We start from the raw sequence: 25,986 nt of genomic DNA, 5'->3' as shown, positions 1-25,986 counted from the left end.
CTCGTACCGAGTTTTCTGGAGACATCTATGCAACTGAATAAAATTCCGGCAACGGTAGTCACTGGCTTTTTGGGCAGTGGCAAAACGACTTTGCTTTCGAATGTATTAAAACAGGCCAAAGGCAAGCGCATTGCCGTTATTGTTAATGAATTTGGCGAGCTCGATATCGACGCCGATCTATTGCGTAGTTGCCCATTAGAGTGTGAAGACGACGCTGCTCAAATGGTTGCTGGCGATGCTGAAAATGGCATTTATGAACTAGCCAATGGCTGTATTTGTTGCACGGTAGAAGAAGAATTTTTACCGGTGATGCAGCAATTGGTTGCGCGCCGAGACGATATTGATCACATCCTTATTGAAACCAGTGGCTTGGCCTTGCCCAAACCATTGGTGCAGGCGTTTAACTGGCCAGACATCAAACAGTATTGCACCGTCGATGCCGTTATTACTGTTGTCGATGGTCCTGCGATTGCCGCCGGTCGTTTTGCTAATGATGAAGAACGAGTACAAGCACAACGTTTGGCCGACGACAGTTTGGATCATGATCCAAGCTTACAAGAATTACTCGACGATCAACTTTCGGCAGCCGATCTCGTCGTGGTTAGCAAGAACGATCTACTAAGCGATGATGACCAAACTAAAGTCGCGGCAGTGGTAAATCGCATTGTGCCGAGCGAAGTGAAAACCGCTTATGTTAGTCATGGTGAAGCCGAGCTTGATGTTTTGTTAGGTATTGAATCGGCCGCAGAAGAGCGTATTGATGCGGTTCATACTCATCACGATCATCACCATGATCACGGCGAACATCACGATCATGCGCACGACCACTTTGATTCTTTTGTATTACGCTTTGGCGATGTCGACTCAGAAAAACTGCAGCAGCAACTTAAAACCCTAATTGCAGAAAATAATATTTATCGCGCCAAGGGTTTTGCCTCGCTACCGGGTAAGCCAATGCGCCAAGTTTTTCAGGCAGTGGGTAAACGTTTAGATGTGCACTTTGACCGACTTTGGCAAGCCGAAGAAACACGTCAAACGCAGTTGGTGGTGATCGGCAAAGATCTTAATGAAGCCGAGCTTAAAGCTGCATTAGCACAAGCGGAAGTTCAACCAGCCTAATGCATCTAACCGCATCGCAGCCCGGTGGCTTTAATGACGACGAAGGTATCGTCGACTTACAGCAATCGCCAGCCGACATTATTTTGCTTTCTTCAGCCGACAGCCAGATCGCTTCGCTGGCTGCGGCTGCCGAGCAGTGCGCAGAAAGTGTGCCCAGTATACGCTTGGGCAATTGGATGCAATTGCGTAAACCGGCGGCGCTGGATCTGTATCTTGATAAAACCCTAAGCCACGCCAAGTTAGTGGTGGTGGCGTTATTGGGTGGCGAAAGCTATTGGCCTTATGGCGTTGAGCAGTTACAGCAATGGGCGCAACAGGATAACAATCGGCAGCTTATTTTTGTGCCCGGTGACGATGCTGCCGATGAAGCCTTATTCAGTGCCAGCAGTGTGTCGCGCGAGCAGGCAGTACGTGTTTGGCAATATTTACGGCAGGGCGGCGTTGCGAATTCTTTGCAACTGCTCAATTACCTAGCGGCAGAATTTTTTGCTGCACCGCTGCGTTGGCGAGAGCCAGAAGTGCTCGCCAATTGCATGCTTTATATGCCCGGTTCGAGCAATACAAATCAGCAAGCGACCATCGGTGAATGGCAGCAACGTTGGCAAGAAAACGCTAACGCCAATGAGCAGCCTGAACCCGCCAAAACCCCAGTGGTTTTATTGCTGTTTTATCGCAGCCATTTGCAAAGCGCCAACACGCAAATGTTCGATGAGTTTGTGCAGAGTTTAGAAGCGCAAAACTTAAACGTTCTGCCCATTGCTATTCACTCGTTAAAAGATGCGCAGTCGATGCGCTTAGTGAATGAAATCAGCCTTAAGGTTGGCGCTAAATTAATTATCAATACCACAGGCTTTGCCAGCAACCGAGTTGGCACGCCAGATTTATCAGCAGAGCCCGTCGCTTTTGACCGACCTTTTGTTGCCGATATTCCGGTGATGCAAGTTGTGCTTTCAAGCAGTACCGAACAGGACTGGCTCGAACAAGCTCAGGGTTTACGCTCACGCGATGTTGCAATGCAAGTAGTGCTGCCAGAAATGGATGGCCGCATTGTTAGCCGAGCGATCAGTTTTAAAACCGAAGCGCACTACAGTGAAAAAACACAAACCTCGATTGTGCGTTATCAATTACACAACGAGCGCGCTAACTTTGTTGCCCAGTTAGCCAACCGTTATGCTCGGCTATCCAGCCAACCGGTTGAGCAACGAAAGCTGGCTATTATCTTGGCAAACTACCCAACCAAAGACGGCCGAATTGGTAACGGTGTTGGTTTGGATACACCGGAATCGACCGTCATGTTACTAGCGGCGATGGCAAAAGCTGGTTACCCGATTGATGATGTGCCAAGAAATGGCACCGAGCTAATTCAACAGCTATTAGGTTCCATTACTAATAACCCCAATACATTGCACCATTTACCTTGCTGGCAAAGCTTAGCGCTGGAAGATTATCAGCAGGCCTTTGCGCAGCTGCCAACGGCTGCTCAGCAAGCGGTTGTTGAACGTTGGGGCGCACCAGAGCAAGACCCAAAATATAGACAAGGCCGATTGATGATTGCCGGTATGCGTTTGGGTGAACAGTTTATTGGTATTCAACCGGCGCGTGGTTTCAATGTTGACCTGCTCGCCAATTATCACGATCCAGATTTAGTACCGCCGCACAGCTATTTGGCATTTTACTTTTGGCTACGCGATCACTACCAAGTTGATGCCGTTGTTCATATGGGTAAGCACGGCAACTTAGAGTGGTTACCGGGCAAAGGTACCGCCTTATCTAACCAGTGTTGGCCAGATATCGCGCTTGGGCCGGTACCGCATTTTTACCCCTTTATCGTTAACGACCCGGGCGAGGGTGCGCAAGCAAAGAGGCGCACGCAGGCGGTGATTATCGACCATCTGATGCCGCCGATGACGCGCGCCGAAGTCTATGGTGATTTAGCCGAATTAGAAGCTTTAGTCGATGAGTTTTATCAGGCGATGGGCATGGATTCGCGCCGAGAGAATTGGCTAAAAGAACAGATTCTAAGCAAAGTAAAGACGTCGCACTTGCTCGAAGAACTAGCCAAACCGAATGACGATGACGAAGTTTTAGAGCAACTCGATGCTTACCTGTGTGATATTAAAGAAGCGCAAATTCGGCACGGTTTGCACGTATTAGGGCGTTTGCCAAAGGCTGAAAAATTAGCCGATACGTTAGTCGCGTTGATGCGTTTACCTCGTGGTAGCGAGCCAAATGCGCAAGGAATTTTGCATAATTTGGTTATCGATTTTCAGTTGCGAGCCTCGGCAGAAGCAGAGTTGTTTGACCCCTTGTCGGCCTCAACAAAAGCTTGGCAGGGCAAGCAACCTGAATTACTCCAAGTCGTTAGCGATAGCCATTGGCGAACTGAGGCCGATACTCGTGAGCGACTTGAATTGTTAGCGCTGGATTGGATGGAACGCTTTATTGTTGAGCAACAGCCGATGCCAGAAAAGTTAACGCAGCAGTTCCCCAATACTTACGCCCAGTTTGGTTTTATTAATGAGGTGATTTACCGCGCCTTGCAGTTAAGTGTTAAGCAAGAGATCGATGCGATTTTGCGCGGTGTGCAAGGTCAGTTTATTGAGCCGGGGCCGAGCGGTGCGCCAACACGTGGCCGTTTAGATACCTTGCCGACTGGACGGAATTTTTATTCGGTCGATAACCGAGCCATTCCGTCACAGGCAGCATGGGCGATCGGGCAAAAGTCAGCCAATGCATTAATCGAACGGCATTTGCAGGAACATGGTGATTACCCGCGCAGCTTGGGTTTGTCTGTTTGGGGCACGGCAACCATGCGTACTGGCGGCGATGATATCGCGCAAGCCTTTTGGCTCATGGGCGTGCGGCCTATATGGGCGCAAGGCTCGCATCGAGTGGTCGATTTCGAAGTCTTGCCACAGGCACTTTTACAGCGGCCGAGAGTCGATGTCACCTTGCGTGTGTCGGGGTTTTTCCGTGACGCCTTTGCTAATGTGATGCGTCTGTTCGATGCCGCCGTTTTAGCCGTTAGCGAGTATCAAGAATCTGGCGGTGAAAACTGCATTCAACAAAATATTGCGCAACGAGTTGCACAGCTGACCGAGCAAGGCATGCCTTTGGAGCAAGCGCGTCGGCAAGCCAGTTATCGCGTCTTTGGTTCAAAACCCGGTGCTTATGGTGCCGGCTTGCAGGGCTTAATTGATGAGCGTTGTTGGGAAACCAATGCCGATCTTGCCGAGGCTTATTTAAATTGGGGTGGTTACGCCTATGGTGCTGACCAACCCAGCCAACAGGGCGTGACGGCACCGCAAGCGTTTCAGCATCGATTAAGTCAGTTGCAAGTGGTGGTGCAAAATCAGGATAACCGCGAACACGATTTACTCGACTCGGACGACTACTACCAGTTTCAAGGCGGCATGACCAATGCGGTTAATGAATTTAGCGGCCAAGCGCCGGTGGTTTATCACAACGATCACTCTAACCCCGCTGAGCCGAAAGTGCGCACCCTAAAAGAAGAGCTAAACCGAGTGATTCGTTCGCGGGTATTGAACCCGAAATGGATTACCGCCATGCAGGAACATGGTTACAAGGGGGCGTTTGAAATGACAGCTACGGTTGATTATCTATTTGCCTACGATGCCACAACCGGCTTGATCGATGATTACCAATATCAACAAGTTGCAGAGGCTTTGGTGTTCGATGCACAAAACCAAGCCTTTATGAAACAGCATAACGCCGATGCCTTGGAAGAAATTGCCGAACGTTTATTAGAGGCGACACAGCGAGGTTTATGGCAACAGCCGGGCGATTACGCAGATCAATTACAGAACCTGTTATTGGATATCGATGCGGAGCAAGAGGCCTATGGCGATGACTGATTTTAAAGCGCGTGGCACGCTGATGGTTCAAGGCACAACATCCGATGCCGGAAAAAGTGTATTGGTGACCGCGCTGGGTCGAATTTTAGCGCGTAAAGGCATTGCCGTTGCGCCGTTTAAATCGCAAAACATGGCGCTTAACAGTGCGGTTACTAAAGAGGGCGGCGAGATTGGCCGTGCTCAGGCAGCACAAGCCGAAGCCTGTGGTTTGGAAGCCAGTATTTTAATGAACCCAATTTTGTTAAAACCGAATAGCGAGTTGGGCGCTCAAGTGATTGTTAATGGTCAGGCGATTGGCAACATGAAAGCCAGTGAATACCATCAACTTAAACCTAAACTGCTCACTAAAGTTGTGGCAGCTCATGATGAATTGGCGCGCCAATTTGAAGTAGTACTGGTTGAAGGTGCTGGCAGCCCAGCGGAAATTAATTTGCGCCAACACGACATCGCTAACATGGGTTTTGCTGAAGCGATAGATTGCCCCGTGATTATTGTTTGCGATATTGATCGCGGTGGTGTTTTTGCGCATCTTTATGGTACTTGGGCGTTGCTCAGCAAAAGTGAACAGTCGCGTATTCAGGGTTTTGTTATAAACCGTTTTCGTGGTGATGCCAGCCTGTTAGATTCAGGTATTGAATGGTTGCAGCAAAAAACCGGTGTGCCAGTGTTGGCGGTTATTCCTTATATTGAAAGCTTACATATCGAAGCCGAAGACAGCCTGAGCCAAAACCAAAAACTGCAAACTGAGGCCGAAAAAAAACAACTTAAGGTTGCAGTGGTGCAATACCCACGAGCCAGTAACCATACCGATTTTGATGTACTGCGCATGCACCCGCAAATTGATTGCACTTTTTATAAGTCGCCGCAAGAATGCCAGCAGGCCGACCTTATCATCTTGCCGGGCAGTAAGAATGTTCGCGGTGATCTAGACTGGTTAAAGCAACAAGGCTGGGCTGAAAAAATTCAGCAGCATTTGCGTTATGGCGGTAAACTGATTGGCGTCTGTGGTGGTTACCAAATGCTGGGTCAGTGGATTCATGATCCTAATGCTATAGAAGCCGAGGCTGGCAGTTCTAAAGCCTTAGCCTTATTGGACATAGAAACGACACTGACTGAGCAAAAGCAATTAAAGAATGTTTCTGGTGTGAGTCTGCTGTCGCAATCATGCGATGTTACAGGCTATGAAATTCATGCCGGTGTTACGACTGGGCCTGCATTAAAGCAACCACTTTTTCAATTAGGTGAGGGTTTTGAGGCTGAAGGGGTGATCGATCCGGCAGGGCAAATTTTAGGCAGTTATTTGCATGGCTTATTTGATTCACCGGAGTTTTTCCAACAGCTGGTTGCATGGGCAGGTTTAGAACAGATTCAATCGTTTGATTACCGAGCCTATCGGTTAAAAGAGATCGACCGGTTAGCGGATGTGGTTGAGCAAGCGTTGCCTTATTCAGTGTTAATGCAGTTGTTAGGTTTTACTCAGTCGCTGGAATAATTAAAAAATAAAATAGGTTCTTTTTAGGAGAACAAGGAGAATGGCGTTGTTTATATCTGTGATCATAGCGTTTGCTCTCGATAAACTATTTGCTGAACCCAAACGCGGTCATCCATTGGTGTTTTTTGGTGCGCTGGTTGAGCGAATTGAGGCAAAATTTAATTCTAAAAATGCAACAAGATGGCACGGTGTTTTAGCTTATGCCGTAGCGGTACTTCCGTGGGTATTAGTGGGTATTATTTTACAGCTATTGTTAAAGCCATATTTGTTTTTGGATGTGTTGGTCAGTGGCGTTTTCTTATACATTGCTATTGGTTGGCAAAGCCTAATTACACACGCAAAAAATATTTATCACCCGTTAATTGAAGGCGAGTTAACGGAGGCAAACGCGGCATTGTCGCTCATAGTCAGTCGTGATACTGGCGATTTAAACGAAAATGAAATTGCTAAAGCAGCAACAGAATCTGTTTTAGAAAACGGTGCCGATGCTATTTTTGCGGCTTTGTTTTGGTTTTTAATTTTAGGTATTCCAGGCGTTATTCTGTATCGCTGCAGCAATACGCTTGATGCTATGTGGGGCTATAAAACTGAAAAATACATCCGTTTTGGTTGGTGTGCTGCTCGTGTGGATGACTTATTAAATTACATTCCTGCACGATTAACTGCCTTGAGCTATGCCTTGATGGGTAATTTTTCTGGCGCATTAAAGTGCTGGAAAGAGCAGGGTCGTCAATGGAAAAGCCCTAATGCAGGCCCTGTCATGGCTGCCGGTGCCGGAGCGTTAAATGTGTCATTAGGCGGTGCCGCCCGCTACCACAATGAGCTGCAACAACGGATGGTATTAGGCCCAGAAGAGACCGAGCATACTAAAGCAGGCGCTAACAGCATTAACGAAGCCTGCCGATTGGTTAATTTTTCGCTAGTATTGTGGGTTGTTATTTTAGGTATCGCTTTACTATGAGCGAGCCTGTTGTAATGGCGATAAAACGGGCCAATGGTGAATGTTCACCGCAGCCGTTGCATGGTGGTGATCTGCCGTTTGCTGCTAACTACTATGGAATAGAGCAACATAAGTGGCTCGATCTTTCTACCGGCATAAACCCGCAAGCCTATCCAGTGGCTGAGATTCCAAGTGAGGTTTTTGCCCATTTACCGTACCGGCAATCTGCATTTACTGAGGCGGTTATAGACTACTATGGCAGCGAGAATTTTTTATCAGTCAGCGGTACTCAATCGGCTATTCAGCAGCTGCCTAATCTTTTAAATAAAAAAAATTCTTATCCGGTTTTATTGCCTAGCTTAGGCTACAGCGAGCATCAACAGCATTGGCTTAAGGCGGGTAATTCTGCTGCTTTTTATTGTGCAGAAAGCGGCGAAAAAATGTTGGCGGATATCGACCAGCAACTGGCTAAAAATAGTCGCCAACACTTGGTGATTATTAATCCAAATAATCCAACGACAGTGCAGGTGACTGCTCAACAGCTATTGTATTGGGCTGCACAGCTAAGTGGTGACGCTAAGCTGATCGTTGATGAGGCCTTTATCGATGCCAGTGAAAATATCAGCTTGTTACAGCTCACCGATATCGATGACGCGCTGAAAGAGAAGCTTATCGTATTAAGATCGTTTGGTAAGTTTTTTGGCTTGGCAGGTTTGCGTATTGGTTTTGTTTTTGCCTCGCCAGAAATAGTCCGCGACTTACAACAAGAGTTGGGGATTTGGCAGATTAATGGCCCAGCCCAATGGTTGGCGACTCAAGCCTATCGGGATCGCGATTGGCAGCAACAAGCCCGAACCTCGTTACAACAAAATATCGATCAAACCCTCGCATTATTTCATCCTCTCATTGAGCAATTGAAATTACAGTCAGCAGGCGTAACGAACTACTTTTTTAGTCTGTATTGCCCATTGGCATTGGCTGGTTTTATTCAAGACTTTTTAGCGCGACAGGCAGTTTTAATTCGTCTAATTGAAGTGGATGATCAGCGCGCTATGTTACGAGTGGGGGCGTTTGATGTGCAGCAACAGGCTCAGAGAATGCAATTACAACAGGCGCTAGCCGCTTTGCAGGCGGCGTTATGATCAGTTGCGCGCAGTATGATTTTATTGAGTTGGTCTGTACCTTTCATTACCCAGTGCGCATTACTACTTTTAGTGGCGATGTCATTGAAGGTATCGCTCACGATACGGCTCGTAGCGCCTCGGGCGAGGAATGCATACAGCTACAGCAGCCAGAGCGTTATGTGGTTTTAACGACGATTAAAACCTTGCAAGTTACGCAACCGAATCCGCATTTACAGCAAGTCTCGTTCGACTCCTAAGTACTTTAGGCTGATAGACTTGGCCGAATCGGAATTACTGCTGTTGGTCGATATTAAAAGTGTTTAGAATAGCGACTCCAAAGGTGCCAGCTTTGCTGGTGAAACGGGAAACAGGTGCGTGTTTTTATAGCTTGCTTTATAGCTCAAAGCCTGTACTGCCCCCGCAACGGTGATTAAAGCGCTGAACTAAGATACATACTTGTGTTTAGGTTTTTGCTTTATAAGTCCGGAGACCGGCCTTTGTCGCGGAGCGACGTTGTTCGCTTCATTCACATACGGGTGAGTATGAAATTTTTGGAGGCACACTGTGCATATAGAACCAGGTATCGTTACCGGTGCGAAACTCGCACTAAGTTATGTAACAGCGGCAGGCGCGTTAGCCTATACCGCGAAGACGTCTTTCGAGATGATCAAAAAAGAAGGTCTACAGGCTTTGTTAGGCCGTAGTCTGTTCACAACACTATTAGTATTCTTCTTCTTTCAGGTGCTGCCACACCATCCGGTAGGCGTCTCGGAAGTACACTTTATTCTTGGCTCAACTCTGTTTTTGATGTTTGGTGCCGCGCCAGCAGCCATTGGTTTATTCAGTGGCCTGTTATTGCAAGGCCTGCTGTTTGCGCCAATTGATTTGCCGCAGTTTGGTATGAATGTTACCACTCTGCTTGTGCCTCTGTTTGCGATGGCAGCATTGGCTCGTAGAACCATTCCACAGGGTACGGCTTATGTCGATATCTCCTATAAGCAGGCGCTGCAGTTATCGCTCAGCTATCAGGGTGGCATTGTCGCTTGGGTGGCCTTTTGGGCGCTTTACGGTATGGGTGTCGAAGCTCACACGCTTGCATCAGTGGCCAGCTTTGGCGCAGCTTATCTAGCGGTTGTATTGCTAGAGCCTATTATTGATCTGGCTGTGCTTGCCGTAGCGAAACAGACCAATAAGGCTGCTAAACATTCGGCTCTGTTAGAAGCTCGCCTGTTTGTTAACGATAAATAGGTCGTAGTCGATGTTCATGAAAGGCGCTATTAGCGCCTTTTTTTGTGTCTAATTTTATCTCTCAGTGAACCGTTTTTTGGCCCATTTCGTAAATAGCTATGCCGACACAGGTGTTTTTTATTTGCGTGTTTTTTGGGGTGCTTTGGAACTATTTAGCGTTTTCAGACTCTCTTTGAGTTGTCATAAAGCGCCGATATTCTAAAGGCTAGGTCTCACTTTTATTAACTCAGTCATTAGTTATGAATAAATCTAACTCAGATACCGAATCGATAATGGTCCACCTCGGTGTGGGCGAGCAAGCCATTACCAATGCACCTAGGGTACAGCTGAATAATGGCTCGATGTGTATTCCGCAGCATTATTTTAGCTACCAGCACACCTTGCAAAGTGTGGAGCAGGTAGTCAGCGGCATCGATTACAGCGCTCGTTATCCCATTTTTGTCGATCAGGATGCCGGTGGTGTTTACCTGCAGGTTGGCATTGTTGGCCAAGATAACTACAAAACCCATATCAAAAATAAATTGGTATACGGCCGTAAATGGCGTGTCGAAGGTAATTTGCCTACCTCTGAAATTATTCAAACGGCGTTTTTAGCCATTAAAACAGCGCGAGAGCATGAAGTTCGTGAACTGCTGCGGCTTGAGCGACAGGGTGGTACGGCAACACCTTTTAATAATCATCATGATTTACCGTTGATGGCGAAAAACCCAGATTTATTGATCGATGAGCCAACAACTCTTGCGATTAACTCTGATGACAGGCTGCCGCAATTTAAATTGCTGCTTACCGACTTGCTGCAAGGGCTGTACTTTGATCATGGTCAGTTCTCGTTGCTGACTGTAGAGCAGCGTAGAGCAAACCAGTACTTAGTCGATATCCAACTGAGCTCGGCATGCGCCGATGAGTGGTCATTTGGTGACGCCGGTACGGTGACGCTAATGCTCAAACAGCCGACATTAAATGGCTTTCTTTATGCCTTGATGGATGAGTTGATTGAGCAAAGCAATACTCATGTTGAAGAGCACTTTACCTATATGGGATTTGCTCGCTTTAGTCGCAGTAACAGCGTGCAAGCCATTGCCGATTTCTCTATAGCCTTACGTAAAAATCATCAATCAACGGCTCAGCAGACGGTACAGCCATTTTTTGAGCAGAATAATTACGATACCGACCAGACTCGCGTGCCAACAGTGAGGCAGGGTGTATTAGGCGATAAGTTAAAAGCTAACTTGGCTGGCTTTCAGCCGCTGGAAGGGATTTTACCTGAGGCGCTTAAGTCGCTAGCCAAATTGGAGATCGCCGATCAATCTTCCCGTGGTTGTTCATCCTAATTAGGTTAAAGCGGTTGCGCTAAAATAGGCTAGCTAAGTTAGCGGCTTATTCAGCTGACTAGGCGATCAATGGCGAATAAAAAAGCCGGCATCTGTGTGCCGGCTTTGTTGTTTTTGGTCGAAACAGAACAGCGCTTATATTAGCTCGATGTCGTCACTGGATTTAAAGTGTTCGACCATGCCTTGCAGTTCTTTAGCTAGGGTGTTGAGTTCGGTCGCGGCTTGCGAAACCTTAGTCGATAGCTCATTGGTTGATTGCACATCATCGTGAATATTAACTACGTTCTTGTTGATGTCTTCTGCAACCAGATGCTGCTCTTCTGCAGTGGCGCTGATTTGAATGGTCATATCTTTGATCGACAGTACCGAACTTAAGATAGTTTCAAAGATTGCTGCGGTTTCATTTGCATGGTTGACCGATTCTTTGGTGACTTCAACGCTGCTGTCCATTTTCTCTACCGCAGACTTAGTTTGCTGCTGCAAGCTGGTTAGGATGCGATCGATCTCATCGGTCGACTCTGCCGTGCGTCCGGCCAAGGTTCTTACTTCATCAGCAACAACGGCAAAACCTCGACCCTGTTCACCGGCACGCGCTGCCTCAATAGCTGCGTTCAATGCGAGCAAATTGGTTTGTTCGGCAATGCCCTTAATGGTATCGAGAATAGAGACGATGTTGTCTGACTCTTCGGCCAACTGAACCAGAGATTCGTTAGAACTTTGGATTTCTGCTTCTAGGCTGCTGAGCGACGCCATGGTGCGTTTAATTAGATTGTTACCCTGTTGTACCTGCTGTTCACCCGCTTCGGCAGCTTGGGCCGCAGTGGTACAGTTGTTGGCAACCTCATTGGCGGTAGAGACCATTTCATTAAAGGCGGTGGAAACCTGATCGACCGAATTTAACTGGCTTTCAACGGTGTTGCTCAAGTCCGTTGACAGTGCGTCTGTTTGGTCTGCTACCTGACCAATGGATTTACAGGAATCTTTAGTACGGCCGACAATCGAGTCAATCGAGCTGACAAATAGATTGAACGATTTAGCCATCTGCCCAGGCTCATCATTGCTGGTGACTTTGAGTCGTTGAGTTAGATCGCCTTCACCCTGACCAATATCTCTTAAGCGATCAGCCATTACCTTAATAGGGCGAATCACAATAGAGGACAGTGCCGTGCCAATGGCGATGAAGATTGCCACCATGACCAAGGCAATCAGGCTGATGTTGGTAATCAGCTGGTTTGATTGCGCATAAACCACTTTTGCAGGCAGTAGACCAATAAACTTCCAGCCGAGATCTGGTGAAATATAAACTTGAGCAAACCAGGCTTCGCCATCGATATTAATTTTTTGTACGCTGCCTCCATCGTTTAATTCAGCATAGGGGCGCGATGCATCGGTGATGGGTTTGAAGTTGTTCTCTGGATCGGAAGGATCAGCTAACACCGTTTCGGTATCTTCGACCATCACTAGGTAACCTTCGCCACCAAATTTAACAGTCGATAGTAGTTCGGTCAGTTTAGCTAGTGAAACATCCACACCGACGACGCCGTAGAGACCGTTTTGACCGTCAAATCGCTGTACATAATCGACGAGTGGGACACCATCGCCAGCATCCGCATAAGCCGGTACACGGGTTGGAGTGCGAGCTTCGGTGAAGTCTTTATACCAGCCGCGCACACGCGGATCGTAGTTGGCGATGATGTTGCCAGTTGGCCATTGTAGATAGCCTGCATCATTGGTACCAAACCAGATGTAAGTTAAATCGGGGTGGGTTTTACCAAAGTCATCCATAAGCGCGAAGGCGCGTTGCTCGAATTCAGAATTTTCTGTGGGCGTCATTTTTCCTGCTGGAGCGTTTATATAGCTGGTGATACTGCCAGGGGTAAGCTCGGTCAGTGCATCAGACTGTGCAAAAAAGGCTGCGTTTTCAGCTAAGTTGTTGAGAAACAAAGAAAAAGTTTCATCAATATGGCTGATTTCAGCATGAGCTTGGTGTTCGAATGTTTCTACCGCATGAGAGCGTAAAGTATTAATAAGGAGTAGAGAAATAATCAAAATTGGCAGCATGATGCTGGCCGCAATCAATGAAATTATCTTAGATTTTACCGTCATAAACAGTTTCCTTTTATTTCCGATGCAAGCCTAAGGCTGCTTCGAAATACTACATTTATACCGGACGAGTAGGTTTTAACTAGTGCGGGCTACCAGGCCTAAGTACGAGTCGAAATATTCATTATCTACTGGGTTTAGCTATCGACTGTGATGGCGCGAACAGTGCTTTACTTACGTTTTCCTTACATTTTCTTGGCCGATAAAATCAACCTGATACCAAGTCAACATACGACAGTTTAAACATCACTGGAATAGGCTTTTTTATCGATAATATAAAAAGGCCGCATGAGGCGGCCCTGGAGAGTTATTTAGACAAGGCTCACATCAATGTAGCCTTGCTCGTTTTGATCGAGGAACTAATGTCGTTTTGATCAATGTACTTACGTCATTATGATCAAACTGTTTAGTTACCTTGACAGCTTGGTGAGCTGTAGCTGCCGCTAAAGGCACCTTGGAAACCGAAGATAACGCTGTCACCAACCGCTAAACTGCCATTATGTGCCGCATTGTTTGCCGTTAAGATACTGCCGTTTTCACTAAAGTTAGCGCTCCAGCCATTGGCAAAGCTCATCTGGCCTAAATCGAGGCTGACACTCCAGCTACTGATTGCTTCAGTGCCTTCATTCGTCACTTCTACAGACAGTACAAAACCGCTATTCCAGACATTTTCATCACTAAAGCTACAGCCGAGGCTAGTCACCGGCGCGTTGACAATAGCAAGGCTAATGCTGTCGCTGGCATCTAAGTAAGCTCCGTTGTCGTCGATTGCGGTAACGATGAGGCTATAGTCTGCCGCGACGGCTGGTGCTGTCAGCGTTGCCTCAGACGAATCAGTAACAACGTCGCTAACGCCATTGAATTGATATTCAAATGCGGCAGCGTCGTCTAGCTCAACCGTTAGGGTGAAGTCTTCGTTGGTGTAGAATTGTGTTCCGTCTGCTGGCGATGTGATGGTGATTTCAGGCTCTAATGTAAAGCTGTAAACCGCATCCAATGTCAGACTGGTAGAGACATCTAATTCTTGATCGTTTTCATCGATGGCAACCAGCGTTAATTCAAAGTCTCCTTCAACTAGCGGGGCTGTTAATGTAATGCTGTTGGTTTCGGTTTCACGACCTGCAAACACACCGTCGATGTAAGCATTGACTCCCGCAGCTTGGGTTTTACTGAAGTTAACCGTGAAGTTTTCACCGACCAGTACTTCGTCGAATACCTCTGGCGAAGTAATACTGACAGAGGTGCTGAGTGAGCTGAGGTAGTCATTCAAGCTGACACCCGTTGCATCGCTGCCGAGTGCTACCTGATGATCCAAGCTGATGTACTTACCTTCGTCAGACTTCCATAGTGAAGGTTCGAACATGGCGTATTTCTCTTCATCCCAATTAACCCATGAATTATCGAGTAGGCCACCGGTGTCGCCTGAGTTGGGGTTAATACACCAAAAAGTATGGTGCAGGCCGTATTCAATAATCAGGTCGCGAATAGCAAATAACCAGGTTTCGTTATCGCCACCGTCCATGAAACCACCCCATTCGCCAATCAACAGGGGCGAGATGTTCTCTTCGTGCAGATAAAGCCAGTTGTCGTACCAAACATCTTCATAGAGGGTTTCTTTGCTAAAACCTTCATAAAACCAAGCCTGTTCATACACCAATGGGCCATAGTCGTGTGGTGAATACATAAACTGCGATTGGTAGGCGGAGTTACCTAGGTCAATGGGTAAATCTTTGGCGCCGCGTAAATTACCACCCCACCAGTTACTGTAGTAATCGTTTTTATCCAAGCTGTCCCAAGTTGTTCCGTCAATGGGGAAGGCTTCAATGCCTTCGCACATGATCAGCATATTTGGGTTGATGTCTAAAATACGTTTGGAGGCTGTTTCGCAGGCGTGCTTCCAGTTGTTGTCATCTGTCGAGGTATCCCACTTGGCGTATTCGCTATCGGAATAGGGTTTACCATGAGGTTCGTTTTCCAAGTCGAATGCAATGATGGTGTCATCATCTTTATAGCGCTCGGTGACCCACTCCCAAGTCGAGTAGAAAATTTCTGGCGTCAGTGTGTCGTTATACCAAAGTGGCGCAATGTGACCAGTGTTGTCGGCTTCGGCACTGTGTACATCGAGTAAAATTTTAAGGCCAATTTGCTTGGAGTAATCCAGCATGGCGTCAAAAATTTCTAAGGTTGTGGTATCGACTAAATCTGGGTTGGTTGCAGTATTAACGTTGGCGCTGGTCTCGACACCTGTTTGCCACTCGTACAGTAACTCAGTGGAAATAGGGATGCGTAAAATATTAATGCCACGGTCTGCAATGCTTTGTAAGGTCTCTTCGAGGTTGACTGACCATAGGCCGTGCAATACTCGTTCAGAGGTATTAAAGCCAAACCAGTTGGCACCAGTTAACCAAACCCGATTGCCGTCCATATCGACAATTTGGTTGCCTTCTACCTGTAGCCAGTCGTCGTTAGGTAAGGGCGTGTTTGCCAGAGCGATGCTACTGGCAACGGCCAACGATAGAGCGGCAATAGATTTTTTCGGGCTAAATAATTTCGCCTTCAGCCGGTTCGGTAACGCTTTATTTTTTAACGAATAGGGTGATAAAAAATTCATCAGCTGTTTCCTTTATTGTTGTTTTAATAAAACTTAAATCTGAAAGGAGCAAAGCAGTGCTTTGCTCCTTGAGTTGCCGTTTAAAGCTTCAATTTAAAGTTTATTGAGCCGTACAGGTTGGCGTGGTAAAGCTGCCATTGTGGCCGCCTTGCAAGCCAAACTCGGCACTTGCACCGGGTGCAAGATAGCCGTTATAGACTGCGTTATTGACGGTTAACACTGTGCCATCACTGGAGAGTGTCGCTACAGATGTCCAGCTATTGACTAGGCTAATGGCCTGATCGAACTGAATCGTTACAGTCCAGCCGCTGATCGCTTCGCTGCCATTGTTGGTTACGGTGACATGGTTGAGTACAAAACCGGTATTCCAGGAATCAACCGAGAGCAAGTCGCAACTGATGTCATCGACTGGAACGACCACAACCTCATCAACTACATTCAGCATTACACTCTGTTGTGCTGAGTATTCAGTGCCATAGGCATCGGTGGCGACCACGCTGATGACAACCTGAGTCGGGGTTTCTGGCATATCGACATAGGCGGTTCCGTCACCTGTGATAGCGCTGACGAAGACACCGTCGAGATAAACATTGGCACCTTCTGCGTTTTCAACATCAATCATCACAGCAACAGAACTATTGATTTCCACTTCATCGCCATCGGATAAATTACTGATAACCACGGCAGGGATAATCGGTGCTTCAACCTGTATTGAAACTGTGGCTGGTGCGGAAACGTCGCCGTCGTTATCGCTGACGGTATAGGTAAAGCTGTCGGTGCCATAGAAGTTTGAGTCCGGCGTGTACAGTACACTACTGCCACTGAGCGAAGCAGAACCGTTTTCAGGGCTGCTGGCTAGGGCATAGCTGCTGACAATACCGTCGGAATCATCGCCGCTGAGCGTCACCATAACTGGTGTTTCATAGGCGGTAACAGCACTGATGCTTTCTGCTGTCGGTGCGCAGTTAATGCCAGTGTCGGCACCACACGAGGCGCTTGGCTCTTGGCCCCAGACTAAGTCGTTGCCATCGTACAAGGCAATCGAAGTGGTGAGGGTATAGCCGTTTGCGTAGGCATCGTTCCAGCTCGGATCGGCACTGTTATCCCATTCTGCTGCGTTTGTGTTGGTTGGCAGTGCAATGCGGAATTGCACTTCGCGTTGCGAGTCGCTGGCGCTGATCGGTGCGATTTCGACGCCGGAAAAATCAACCTCAACATAGTAGAGGTTGTCACTCCAATGGATCAGATCGGAAATCGAATTTGCCTGACTGTAAGCAGCTGAGACACTGATATCAGAAAGGCTATAGCCCGCAGCGAACTCCTCAGTTAGGTCAACCCAGTAGCGGAATTTTAAATCGTCGGTAACACGGCTCGGCCAAGCGGTATGGTTGTAAGTGATGGCCGCGATTTCGACAAAACGGTTACCGCTGGAATTGAGTTTGGCTTCCACATACAGCTCGTTATCGCGTGTTTCGGCTGGTGGAAAGTCTGCCTCGGCAATTGGCTCACCGCCAAAGTCGAGCCACAAGCGAGCGACAGCGCCAGTAAAGCCAGCGTTATAGTCGGTTGCGACTTCATTGAGGATGTAATCGGAGCGGTCGTTTTCGAAACCATCATCTGAGTCAGGCCCGCCGACTAACGCACCGATTAGAGTATGGCGGTTGTCGGTTGGATTAGACGAGCTGTTTGCCCAAGAACCATGAGCAGTGCGATGGTGCGGGGAGGTTGGATAAACATCGCCGTAACCAATTTGGTAGGACATGTTCATTGGATTATTACCCAAAATATAATCCATTTGTGAGACAGCAAAGTTGTAATAGCTGTCGGCTTTATCGAGGCTTTCACCAACCTCATTGAGGTAGTCAGAATAGATCAGCGCTAAAAAAGACGTCGTTGCAGCATAGCGAGCTGCGCCCCATTGATCTAGATAAGCCAAACCGCCGCTGGTGTAAGTTACACGTTCGCCGTTATAGCCGTCACTCCAATAATCGAGCCAGCGTTCGGCATCGGCCTTGTATTCATCATCACCGGTAAGTTTTGCTAACAGTACATAGCTGCCATAGCCTTTATCGTCCCAAGCTTGGGTCCAGCGATAAGATTTAATGGTGGTTTGCTGTTCGGTGTTGAGGTAATCGTACTCGGCGATGGCCTTGTCGAGATAGCTTTGTTCGCCGGTGGCTCGGTATAGCCAAATAGCACCCCAGACAATTTCATCCTGATAGCCACTCCAAGAGTTGTAGTAGGTTGAAGCATCGGTGATCGCATCAGAATAAACACCGCGATAGTTATCGGCAAAGCTATAAAGCTGTTCCGCATGGCTTAATAATTCTGCGGCATAGGCGGCATCGTCTTGCTCAAAAACCATCGATATCGCAGCTAAGGCAGCAGCAGTTTCTGCGGCTAAATCAGAGCCGGGGTTTTCTGTATCGATTTTAAAACTAGGGCGCTCCATGGGCATAACTTCAGCTGAACCCCACCAGGCGTGATCTGCCGAGCCAGAGCCGACTTGGCCATAGAGTTCGTTTTCGCCAGTGTGGGCTTTAATAAAATAATCGGCGACAAAACGTAAGTTGTTTTTAATGTGTTCAAGCTGGCCAGTGCCTGCGTAAGCTTCAGGGTATTCAACCACACCCATGGCTAACATGGTTGCAGAGGCCGCCATCGGGAAACCAAACTTAACGTGGTCGCCAGCATCAAACCAACCGCCGGTGAGATCGTGACCAACGTCAGCCCCGTCGGTTAAGGCGCTGTCGCCTCGCCACTCAACACGGTTCCAGTCGGGCAGTGGGCCGCTTTGTTGGGCTTCATAAAAGTAAATCGATTTTTGTAGCGCTTCAGCAAAATTATGCGCATAGCTGGTCGCAGAGCCAGCCAGCGTTATCGCCAGCGCTAAGGTGGTTTTGAATGTTTTATTCATAGTGCAGTGCCTCATGTCTATTATTATTTGCACGCCAATGCTGACGCGCTTATAGCGAAACAAGACTACAAGTTGCCTGATCCTTACATAGCAATAGGTTAGGGTTATTAGATTCGCGTTTGCTGCCGATGTTGTTATTTTTATTCAAGGCAGCGTGTAAAAACATAGCAGGTCATTTTGACAATGATAAGTCAGGGTCAATCATAATTAATAAACAGATCACAGAATTGGCAGCTTAATTCGTTAGTTAATTGATAGCCTCGCCTAATGGTGGTGGACATTTCCACTGTGTCAGATCAAGGTAATATTCATTGAGAGTTAAGCATTGGCAACAGGGTGGCTTTTACGAGCAAGGCTGGGAAGTGAGAACTGGGTATGTAGACGGAGTCATCGTTTTAACTTATGTTAGCCGACCAACTTTGAGATCCTTTATTCGGAGCTTTTATGAAAAAACTAGCGTTAGTTTCTTTGCTTGCTTTAAGTCCCATTTTTGCGCATGCAGTCGCCCCACAAATTGAATTTTATTTAACCCAATACGATGGCAAAAATTGCTTAGAAAGAGCAGAAACGGCGCTGAAGGCTTCGGGTTTCCGATTAAAGTCAGGTACTTACGTTAGTGAAGATCGAGTTGGTGTTTATGGTGAGTATAAGGGTGCCGTTGGCTGTTCTAGTGAAGTTGAAAACTCAGTCGTATTTGTTGTTTCGGGCCCAGATTATGGCACTGCTTCAGACTTAGCACGGGCTATGCAGCGAAACTTTTAATCAGAATATCTCGGTTTTTAGATAAAAAAAGGGAAAGGCGATTGCCTTTCCCTTTTTTGTGAACGTCTTTTATGAATGTGTTTTTTATGAGTCTATTTTTATGAGAGCAACTAACTAAGAGTATAGATTTAGCTCAAAGCCAATCGATTAGACGCTAAAGCGTTCGATCTCTCGATTTAACGATTTGGAAGACTCTTCTAACTTACTGGCCATCGCTTTGTTTTTAGTCGCTCGCTCAAATGCGCCTTTCGCCATATCGTTTAGCTGAATCACACTATTTGAGATTTCTTCTGCGACGCTGGTTTGTTGTTCTGCCGCAGCGGCTGTTTGTGTATTCATGCTTTGGATTTCTTCAATCGACTTATTAATCGCCGAGAGCGCGAGGTCAGCCTCCGTAGATTTTGACGCGGTAGACTCAGCGCTGGTGGCATTGTTTTGCATTAATGTCACTGAGCGTGAAGCTTCCTGTTGTAGCTTATTAATAACTTGCTGAATCTCATCAGTACTTTCTTGTGTGCGAGTTGCTAGGTTACGGACTTCATCGGCAACGACAGCAAAACCACGACCCTGTTCACCGGCACGCGCGGCTTCGATAGCGGCGTTTAATGCCAGTAGATTCGTTTGCTCAGCAACGCCTTGAATAACATCGAGAATACTGCCGATGTCTTCTGTTTGCTGTGCCAGATCGACAATGACATCTTTGACCTCATTAATGCTAATCGAGAGGTGGCTAATATCCGTGCTCATTTCGTTGACAACAGATAAACCATGAGCAGCCTGTTCATTGGCATCATTAACCGCAGTCGATGCGTGTTGAGCATTGTTTGCAATTTCCTGCGCAGAGGCGGCCATCTCGTTCATAGCCGATGCGGTCTGTTCAAGTTGCTGCATTTGAGCGTCGGTATTTTTAGAAACTTCAGCAGCACCCATTTGAATATGGTTAGAGCACTCTCGTACATCTGTTGAGGTTTCGTTAATTTGGCTAATCATGTCTTTTAGGTTGTCTACCATGTTCATTACTTCGAAGTAGACGCCGCTTTTTCTATATTGATTAGTCGAGGTTACCGATAAGTCACCGGCAGCAATTTTTTTAACAATACTTTCTATCTCTGCGGGTTCACCACCGATCGGTTTATAGATTAAATTCTCTATCAGTAGGTAGATCAGCGAGATTGAAATTAAGACAAAAACAATCGCAATAATAAGAATTAAACGTAGATTCTTTTTCGATGCTGAATAGATGGCGTCTTGTGTGTCGTAAGTCCATATGTTCCAGCCTTGAGATGCAAGTTTGGCTGAGGCGACATAGTTGCTAATACCGTGATCTTGATATTTATGAATGCTTTGCTCAGCATCTTTGTAATCGATAAAGTCAGGATAAAGTTCATAGATGTTTTGGCCAATCAACTCTGGATCGCTGGCAGCTAACAGGTAGCCATCTGCTCGAGAAACATAAACCTGGTTGTTATCCGATAAGCTGGCAACATAATTAGTAATCAGATCAACATCAATGTTGACAGCAACCAATGCGACCTTGTTGCCATCTCTAAATACAGGTACGGACATGGCAATAGCCAGATTGCCTTCACCATTGGTGTAGACATCGGTCATGACTTTATCTTCACCTTCAAAAACACGCACGTACCACTCGCGGCCTGCATCTTTGGCGTTAACGCTGCTGACAAAACCGCCGGCGAGCGATGCGTAGATATCTCCATTTTTCATCGACATGTGAGCGCCCATGACATCCAAATTACCTGCAATATTATTCAGGTTTTCTAGGACACGGTCAGGCTCTAGAGTTTCGTCACTGTAAACGGCTAACTCGCTGGCACCGGTGTTTAGGACATCGAAAATTCGATCGATACGCTGCTCAACCGCTTTAGAGATTAAAGTCGCTTTAGTTTGTAGTTGGGCGGTGTCGCTGGTTATCGATTCGGATTTGAAATTTAAATAGCCGATCGTGGAGATAATGGCCACGACTGTCGCAATTAAGCCACTGCTTAATAGCATCATTTTTAAGCGTACAGACATGTGTAATTCCTATTATTTTGCTGGCAGATGCTTTAAACAACTAGGCTGTTTTATTTAGCCTTCAAACCATAGGCCTTGCGATTTATAAACAGCCATGTCGGTGCGTTAACGTAGGTCTATCAACAATGATGGATCAGGTTCCGATATGGCTTAACAGTTGGTGCGTATAACGATAGTGCTGGTGTAGCAAAGCAACGATTCTTGAGGCTCATTTGAACAGTGGCGGCTCTTTAGTCTTTAGGTAAGGGCTATAAAGAACCCCGCGAGTCTAAGATTCATCGGCTTATGTTGACAGTATCGGCAGATATACAAAATGGTTTAGTGTTTTGTGAATTTTATCACAGTGCTTGTTGGCTTATATAAAAACGACCTTATCGGTTGAAATATACCAGCTTGTCACAAATTAGAATGACAATACGCGACCATATAGGCATCTCTTTAGGTGCTATTTTGGTTGTGTTGTTTCTATGCCGATTTATAGACTAGGAGAGTGGTCATGTTAGATAACGATGATTATTGGGGAATGAAAGCCGATACCTACTGTATGTTACTTCACCTGAGTCAATTAACCAGTCTGCTGCTGCCAGGATTAGGCTTTGTTCTGCCAGTTATTATGTGGGCCACTAATAAAGAGAAAAGTACTAAAATCGATAAGCACGGCAAGGCTGCGACCAATTGGATTTTAAGTCTGATTATTTATTATTTGATTTGCAGTGTATTGATTATTACCCCAGTAGGCGCACTGGGTATTTTAGTTTTAGCGCTGTTTAATCTGTTGTTCGTGATCGTCGCTGGCCAACGTGCTTATCAAGCTCAACCGTGGGTTTACCCTCTAAGCATTCCATTTCTAAAGTAGTGCCGTTGAGGCTAAGTCTCAATGCTGCGAAACGTTAGGCTAATTCTGGCAGGTACTGGTTTTTTTGTTTTAGGTACGCAGTGCAGCCAATAGCGTTGTGTTTCTGCCTTCATGATTAATAGGCTGCCAGGCTCTAATTGTTGTTGTACGGTTTGTTTGCTGGTCTTGTGCTTCAATGAAAATTTGCGCTCACCACCAAGGCTTATCGTCGCAATAGCGGCATTAGGTTTGAGCTCTGGTTCGGCGTCGCTGTGCCAAGACATGCCTTCATCACCGTTGTGGTAGAGGTTCAATAAGCACGAGTTGAATCGTTCATTGCAGGCTTGTTCGGTAATTGTTTTTAAATCTTGCAGACAATCCAGCCAAGGCAGAGCAGTTTTTGTTCGCCCTGAATAGCTGTATTGAAAAGCTTCATCGCCATACCAAGCTACCTTTCGTTTGGTGGTAATCGTTTTGCCAAATAAAACCACTTCGTCAGACTGCCATGCGACCTCTTTAAGCAGCTGTTTTAAATAATGCTCGGCGTTAGCTTGCGGCAATACTCTCGGTACATAATGAACAATGCCATCAACGGGGAGCAGGTTTCGGTATTGGTTATCCAGTTGTTCTATCAGGTCCATAAGCCAGCCGAAGAGCAGTTAGGTCGAAGCGACAATATCGGTTTTGAAGCCGAATGTCAGTCGGGTATCTAGTTCTAGTTATCGGCAGCATTAAATAACATAGATCGGAAGCGAGCTGGCTGATAGTAAAAAGGGCGCTAGAGATAATAAGAATACAGCAGAAACAAAAAAGGCCACCCATATTGGGTGGCCTTTTTTGTTTGGAATATGGCGGAGAGTGAGGGATTCGAACCCCCGGTACACTTTCGTGTACGTCTGATTTCAAGTCAGGTGCATTCAGCCGGACTCTGCCAACTCTCCGTGATTGGGGCGCATAATACCGACCTCAGCGTTGCTGTCAACAAAAAAATATCGCTAAGCTGCTGAAAAGTAACAAAAAGTTTATTTTTGATGACATTTTAACCAAGCACTGCACGAAGCGCTGTTTAGCTGGCCAATAAATTTACTGTTGACGTATATCAACGCGACTGGGGTTAGTTCTCGCATGAGAATGATTTTTATTTATGATCTATCCAACTAAAGTAGGAGGTCAGTTATGCAGCTCAGTCAATTAAAGATCGGTCAATCGGGTGTTTTATCCGGGTTCAGCAAGTCTGACGCGGCGAAGCAGTCACGCTATTTATCGCTAGGATTAATTCCAGGTTCTAACGTAAAAATTATTCATGTCGCGCCAGCAGGTTGTCCTTGGCAGATAAAAATCGGTACCACCTTTTTAAGTGTTCGCCGAACTGATGCAGACAATATTTTGTTGGAGGCAAGCTAATGAATAGACAAAACATAAAACGTGCTGCACTGATCGGTAATCCGAACTGCGGCAAGACGACATTGTTTAATGGCCTCACTGGAACGCATCAGCGTGTCGGTAATTGGCCGGGAGTGACCGTCGATAAAAAAACAGGGCTATTTAAATTAGCTGACGGTTCTCAAATCGAATTGGTTGACCTCCCTGGGATTTATTCTTTAGAACAAGAGCATTCAGGTATTGATGAGCAAATAGCACATACTTTTTTAAAGAATGAATCCATAGATTTTATTATTAATATTGTCGACGCCAGCTGTTTAGACCGCCAGCTATTGTTAACGCATCAGTTACGAGAATTCCAAGTACCTATGCTTGTGGTTGTTAACATGCTTGATGTCGCCGCATCGCAACAGGTTAAGGTCGATCTTGATACTCTCAGCAAACAGCTGGGTCTGCCTGTAGTAGGTATTGTTGCTGCTCAATCAACGGCTGTTGAAGCTGTTAAGGCGTGCCTGCAAGAGGCTTTGGTAGCAGAACAGGTCGAAATTATAAAGGGTGACGATTTAGAAAAAATACAACAGCGCTTAGCGGTTGTTGCTCAATGGGTGTCGGCCAGTGTGTCGCAAGCAGAGCAGACGGTGAGTGTCACTGAGCGCATCGACCGGTTAGTGTTGAATCGCTTTTTGAGTGTGCCGATTTTTTTATTGGTGATGTATTTACTGTTCACCTTTGCCATTAATGTCGGTGCCGTCTTTATTGATTTTTTCGATATTTTTCTTGGCGCTTGGTTGGTCGATGGCGTGCATCAGTTATTTGCTAGCTTGCACCTGCCTGATTGGAGTGCGGTGATTGTCGCCGATGGCCTAGGTGGCGGTGTTCAGTTAGTTGGGACATTTATTCCTGTGGTCGGCTTTTTATATTTGGGTTTATCCCTGTTGGAAGGGTCAGGCTATATTGCCCGAGCGGCCTTTGTTGTTGATCGCATGATGCAAGCCATCGGTTTGCCAGGTAAAGCCTTTGTCCCGCTTATTGTTGGCTTTGGTTGTAATGTGCCATCGGTGATGGCGACACGAACGTTAGATCGACAGTCTGATCGTTTGGTTACCATGGCAATGGCACCCTTTATGTCGTGTGGCGCTCGCTTACCGGTGTATGCATTATTCGCCGCAGCTTTTTTTGGTACTCACAGCCAAAACGTCGTATTTGGGCTGTACCTAATGGGCATTGCTATGGCTATTGCTACCGGTTGGGTTTTTCGTAAAGCGCTCTATAAGGGAGACCTTTCAAGCTCTGTTATGGAAATGCCGGTTTATCATTTGCCTGCAGCGAAAAATATTTTAATGAACACCTGGCACCGACTAAAAGGCTTTGTGAAAAATGCCGGCAAGACCATTGTTATTGTCGTCGTCGCCTTATCGTTTTTAAATTCTTGGGGTACCGATGGTAGCTTTGGTAATGAAGACAGCGAAGCTTCAGTATTGAGTGCCATTAGTATGAAGGTGACGCCAGTGTTAGCGCCGATGGGCGTGCAAACCGAAAACTGGCCTGCAACGGTTGGTGTGATCACCGGTATTTTTGCAAAAGAGGCGGTTGTTGGCACCTTGGACTCACTCTATACCGATGTCGCGAGTCAGCAGGACGTGGTAGATGAAGAAGCGTTGAACTTGTGGGCGCAAACCATCGAGGCCTTTGCCAGTATTGGCTATAACACGCTCGACCTAACCGGAGCGCTGATGGATCCATTAGGCATTCGTGTCGGAAGTTACGACTCTATTGAGCAGGCTGCAGAGGAGCAGGAAGTTAGCTCGGCAACCTTTGTCACTATGTTGTCGTTGTTTGTCACTCCCTTTGCGGCCTTCTGTTACTTGGTGTTTATTTTATTGTATACACCTTGTGTTGCGGTTATTGGCGCGCTCGTGCGAGAAGCTGGGCCACGCTGGGCTTGGGTGGTTGTTAGTTGGAGTACCGTATTGGCCTATGCCACTGCGACGATTCTGTATCAGGCTGGCACAATTGTTCAGCATTGGTTGAGTTCAAGCTTATGGATTGCAGCGATGTTGGCGCTAATGAGCTTTTATATCTGGGTGATCAAACAGATTGGTAAGCCTTCGGAAGCGGTCATGATGAATCGTATTCCATTGAGGGATGTTGGTGCTCAATCAAGGCATACTTGCTAAACATGAGTGCGCAATCTGTCAGCCAAAGTAAAAGT

17 protein-coding genes, 1 tRNA gene and 1 riboswitch are annotated in these 25,986 nt (G+C 46.6%); of the genes, 12 read left to right on the top strand and 6 right to left on the bottom strand.

Annotation, left to right across the window (positions count from 1 at the left end):
• Nucleotides 1-27: 27 nt before the first annotated feature.
• From cobW to FME95_RS03505, 8 genes are all read left to right on the top strand, one after another.
• Nucleotides 28-1,119 (top strand): cobalamin biosynthesis protein CobW, encoded by a 1,092-nt coding sequence (cobW, locus tag FME95_RS03540; RefSeq protein WP_147713044.1) that lies wholly within the window; start codon nt 28-30, stop codon nt 1,117-1,119.
• The gene (gene cobN, locus FME95_RS03535; protein WP_147713043.1) at nt 1,119-4,994 is read left to right on the top strand and encodes a cobaltochelatase subunit CobN; all 3,876 of its coding nucleotides are present in this window, start codon (nt 1,119-1,121) and stop codon (nt 4,992-4,994) included. Before cobW ends, cobN begins: the two co-directional genes overlap by 1 nt.
• Nucleotides 4,987-6,486 carry a cobyric acid synthase gene (locus FME95_RS03530; RefSeq protein ID WP_222709900.1) on the top strand — a complete coding sequence of 500 codons (1,500 nt, stop codon included), beginning with the start codon at nt 4,987-4,989 and terminating at the stop codon, nt 6,484-6,486. The genes cobN and FME95_RS03530 overlap by 8 nt, the downstream gene beginning before the upstream one ends.
• Before the next feature lie 40 nt (nt 6,487-6,526).
• Complete coding sequence (gene cbiB / locus FME95_RS03525) at nt 6,527-7,447, top strand: adenosylcobinamide-phosphate synthase CbiB (RefSeq protein WP_147713042.1); 921 nt, start codon at nt 6,527-6,529, stop codon at nt 7,445-7,447.
• Entirely contained in the window at nt 7,444-8,568 is a 1,125-nt protein-coding gene (locus tag FME95_RS03520; RefSeq protein ID WP_147713041.1) for an aminotransferase class I/II-fold pyridoxal phosphate-dependent enzyme, read from the top strand. The genes cbiB and FME95_RS03520 overlap by 4 nt, the downstream gene beginning before the upstream one ends.
• A complete protein-coding gene (locus FME95_RS03515) occupies nt 8,565-8,807 on the top strand; it encodes a Rho-binding antiterminator (RefSeq protein ID WP_147713040.1) in 243 nt (80 codons plus the stop codon). Before FME95_RS03520 ends, FME95_RS03515 begins: the two co-directional genes overlap by 4 nt.
• Nucleotides 8,808-8,871: 64 nt before the next feature.
• A riboswitch (cobalamin riboswitch) is annotated at nt 8,872-9,063 on the top strand.
• Nucleotides 9,064-9,114: 51 nt separating this feature from the next.
• On the top strand, nt 9,115-9,798 hold the full coding sequence (locus FME95_RS03510; protein WP_147713039.1) for an energy-coupling factor ABC transporter permease: 684 nt from the start codon (nt 9,115-9,117) through the stop codon (nt 9,796-9,798).
• A gap of 239 nt (nt 9,799-10,037) precedes the next feature.
• Nucleotides 10,038-11,129: a hypothetical protein gene (locus tag FME95_RS03505; RefSeq protein ID WP_147713038.1), complete on the top strand. Its 1,092-nt coding sequence runs from the start codon at nt 10,038-10,040 to the stop codon at nt 11,127-11,129.
• 135 nt (nt 11,130-11,264) lie between these two features.
• Here the strand turns inward: FME95_RS03505 and FME95_RS03500 are convergent, their stop codons facing one another.
• The 3 genes from FME95_RS03500 to FME95_RS03490 all read right to left on the bottom strand — a co-directional run bounded on the left by FME95_RS03500 (nt 11,265) and on the right by FME95_RS03490 (nt 18,760).
• Nucleotides 11,265-13,235 (bottom strand): methyl-accepting chemotaxis protein, encoded by a 1,971-nt coding sequence (locus FME95_RS03500; protein WP_147713037.1) that lies wholly within the window; start codon nt 13,233-13,235, stop codon nt 11,265-11,267.
• A 403-nt stretch (nt 13,236-13,638) separates the two neighbouring features.
• Nucleotides 13,639-15,843 carry a cellulase family glycosylhydrolase gene (locus tag FME95_RS03495; protein ID WP_147713036.1) on the bottom strand — a complete coding sequence of 735 codons (2,205 nt, stop codon included), beginning with the start codon at nt 15,841-15,843 and terminating at the stop codon, nt 13,639-13,641.
• Nucleotides 15,844-15,943: 100 nt separating this feature from the next.
• Nucleotides 15,944-18,760, bottom strand: coding sequence for a glycoside hydrolase family 9 protein (locus tag FME95_RS03490; RefSeq protein WP_147713035.1), 2,817 nt, complete (start codon nt 18,758-18,760; stop codon nt 15,944-15,946).
• A 444-nt stretch (nt 18,761-19,204) separates the two neighbouring features.
• Here FME95_RS03490 and FME95_RS03485 point away from each other — a divergent pair, with 444 nt between their 5' ends.
• Nucleotides 19,205-19,522 carry a hypothetical protein gene (locus tag FME95_RS03485; protein WP_147713034.1) on the top strand — a complete coding sequence of 106 codons (318 nt, stop codon included), beginning with the start codon at nt 19,205-19,207 and terminating at the stop codon, nt 19,520-19,522.
• Between the two features lie 147 nt (nt 19,523-19,669).
• On the opposite strand, the gene FME95_RS03480 is transcribed toward FME95_RS03485, so the two are convergent.
• Nucleotides 19,670-21,556 carry a methyl-accepting chemotaxis protein gene (locus tag FME95_RS03480; protein WP_147713033.1) on the bottom strand — a complete coding sequence of 629 codons (1,887 nt, stop codon included), beginning with the start codon at nt 21,554-21,556 and terminating at the stop codon, nt 19,670-19,672.
• 496 nt (nt 21,557-22,052) lie between these two features.
• On the opposite strand from FME95_RS03480, the gene FME95_RS03475 reads away from it, so the two are divergent.
• The gene (locus FME95_RS03475) at nt 22,053-22,412 is read left to right on the top strand and encodes a DUF4870 domain-containing protein (RefSeq protein ID WP_147713032.1); all 360 of its coding nucleotides are present in this window, start codon (nt 22,053-22,055) and stop codon (nt 22,410-22,412) included.
• A gap of 11 nt (nt 22,413-22,423) precedes the next feature.
• Here the strand turns inward: FME95_RS03475 and FME95_RS03470 are convergent, their stop codons facing one another.
• On the bottom strand, nt 22,424-23,032 hold the full coding sequence (locus FME95_RS03470; protein WP_147713031.1) for an alpha-ketoglutarate-dependent dioxygenase AlkB family protein: 609 nt from the start codon (nt 23,030-23,032) through the stop codon (nt 22,424-22,426).
• A gap of 208 nt (nt 23,033-23,240) precedes the next feature.
• A tRNA-Ser gene (locus FME95_RS03465) sits at nt 23,241-23,332 on the bottom strand.
• Nucleotides 23,333-23,567: 235 nt separating this feature from the next.
• Between FME95_RS03465 and FME95_RS03455 the strand changes: the two genes are divergently transcribed.
• The gene (locus FME95_RS03455) at nt 23,568-23,795 is read left to right on the top strand and encodes a FeoA family protein (RefSeq protein WP_147713030.1); all 228 of its coding nucleotides are present in this window, start codon (nt 23,568-23,570) and stop codon (nt 23,793-23,795) included.
• Nucleotides 23,795-25,951 (top strand): ferrous iron transport protein B, encoded by a 2,157-nt coding sequence (gene feoB / locus FME95_RS03450; protein WP_147713029.1) that lies wholly within the window; start codon nt 23,795-23,797, stop codon nt 25,949-25,951. Before FME95_RS03455 ends, feoB begins: the two co-directional genes overlap by 1 nt.
• Nucleotides 25,952-25,986 lie beyond the last annotated feature (35 nt).

It is taken from the genome of Reinekea thalattae, assembly GCF_008041945.1.
Lineage (GTDB): Bacteria > Pseudomonadota > Gammaproteobacteria > Pseudomonadales > Natronospirillaceae > Reinekea > Reinekea thalattae.
Note: the sequence above shows the minus strand (reverse complement) of the source record. Positions and strands in the feature narration are given on the sequence as shown.

Excerpts from the sequence above, each read along its gene's own strand:
- cobW (WP_147713044.1), top strand. The coding sequence starts at position 28 with ATGCAACTGAATAAAATTCCGGCAACGGTAGTCACTGGCTTTTTGGGC.
- cobN (WP_147713043.1), top strand. The coding sequence starts at position 1,119 with ATGCATCTAACCGCATCGCAGCCCGGTGGCTTTAATGACGACGAAGGT.
- FME95_RS03530 (WP_222709900.1), top strand. The coding sequence starts at position 4,987 with ATGACTGATTTTAAAGCGCGTGGCACGCTGATGGTTCAAGGCACAACA.
- cbiB (WP_147713042.1), top strand. The coding sequence starts at position 6,527 with ATGGCGTTGTTTATATCTGTGATCATAGCGTTTGCTCTCGATAAACTA.
- FME95_RS03520 (WP_147713041.1), top strand. The coding sequence starts at position 7,444 with ATGAGCGAGCCTGTTGTAATGGCGATAAAACGGGCCAATGGTGAATGT.
- FME95_RS03515 (WP_147713040.1), top strand. The coding sequence starts at position 8,565 with ATGATCAGTTGCGCGCAGTATGATTTTATTGAGTTGGTCTGTACCTTT.
- FME95_RS03505 (WP_147713038.1), top strand. The coding sequence starts at position 10,038 with ATGAATAAATCTAACTCAGATACCGAATCGATAATGGTCCACCTCGGT.
- FME95_RS03500 (WP_147713037.1), bottom strand. The coding sequence starts at position 13,235 with ATGACGGTAAAATCTAAGATAATTTCATTGATTGCGGCCAGCATCATG.
- FME95_RS03495 (WP_147713036.1), bottom strand. The coding sequence starts at position 15,843 with ATGAATTTTTTATCACCCTATTCGTTAAAAAATAAAGCGTTACCGAAC.
- FME95_RS03490 (WP_147713035.1), bottom strand. The coding sequence starts at position 18,760 with ATGAATAAAACATTCAAAACCACCTTAGCGCTGGCGATAACGCTGGCT.
- FME95_RS03485 (WP_147713034.1), top strand. The coding sequence starts at position 19,205 with ATGAAAAAACTAGCGTTAGTTTCTTTGCTTGCTTTAAGTCCCATTTTT.
- FME95_RS03480 (WP_147713033.1), bottom strand. The coding sequence starts at position 21,556 with ATGTCTGTACGCTTAAAAATGATGCTATTAAGCAGTGGCTTAATTGCG.
- FME95_RS03475 (WP_147713032.1), top strand. The coding sequence starts at position 22,053 with ATGTTAGATAACGATGATTATTGGGGAATGAAAGCCGATACCTACTGT.
- FME95_RS03470 (WP_147713031.1), bottom strand. The coding sequence starts at position 23,032 with ATGGACCTGATAGAACAACTGGATAACCAATACCGAAACCTGCTCCCC.
- FME95_RS03455 (WP_147713030.1), top strand. The coding sequence starts at position 23,568 with ATGCAGCTCAGTCAATTAAAGATCGGTCAATCGGGTGTTTTATCCGGG.
- feoB (WP_147713029.1), top strand. The coding sequence starts at position 23,795 with ATGAATAGACAAAACATAAAACGTGCTGCACTGATCGGTAATCCGAAC.